Source organism: Vibrio sp. 1402, from assembly GCF_033340275.1.
Map to the genome: position 1 here is coordinate 1 of NZ_JAWOWE010000167.1, position 814 is coordinate 814.

1 protein-coding gene is annotated in these 814 nt (G+C 38.1%); it reads left to right on the plus strand.

Annotation, left to right across the window (positions count from 1 at the left end; genetic code table 11):
- Positions 1-663 (plus strand): response regulator (locus tag R7044_RS24855; RefSeq protein ID WP_225455952.1); only part of this gene is annotated, 663 nt, incomplete at its 5' end.
- Positions 664-814 lie beyond the last annotated feature (151 nt).

Here is an 814-nt window from a genome sequence, read left to right on the forward strand (position 1 = left end):
GAAGAAAATGACGAAATTGTAGTTTCTATATCTGACACCGGAATTGGAGTCTCGAGAGCAAAACAAGCCCATTTGTTTACGGCATTCCATCAAGGTGATCGCTCAATTACTCGAAGGTTTGGTGGTACGGGCTTAGGGCTTGCTATTACCAAGCACTTAGTTGAAATGATGAGAGGTGAAATCTCTGTAAAAAGCCGCGAGAATGAGGGTTCTGACTTCACCATTCGAATTCCAGTTCTAACACGTTACAACCAAAGCCGTCCTGTAAAAATTGAGCATAATAGACCAAGCAAAGCTCTAAACTTGCGTATTGTCGAAGACACTCAATCAAATCAACTTGTCATTAAATTGATTCTTAACAAGCTTGGCCATAATGTTCATATGGCAAGCCATGGCGCAGAGGCGCTTACATTTCTTGAAGAAAACGATACTCAAATTGATATGATCTTGATGGATGTCTCGATGCCAGTAATGGATGGAATAACAGCAACTAGGCTGATTAGAAAGAAAGGAATTACAATTCCAATCGTCGCTTTAACAGCGCACGCGCTAGAAAGTGATAAAGATAAGTGCTTAGACGCTGGCATGGATAGTTTTGTATCAAAGCCAGTTCGCAGGCAAGATATCTATGAAGCTATACAATCATTAATAGAAACGGCGTAGTCATTAATATAGATCTTAACAATCGATAGATTATTAAGATCTATATTAAGTATTTTATGGTAAATGCTGATTATGTTTAATCAGCTATCTAAAGTTAGCTCAAATTTAAAATCTGAAAGAGATAGGAGAGCAAAGTAGCAAGAATATGACG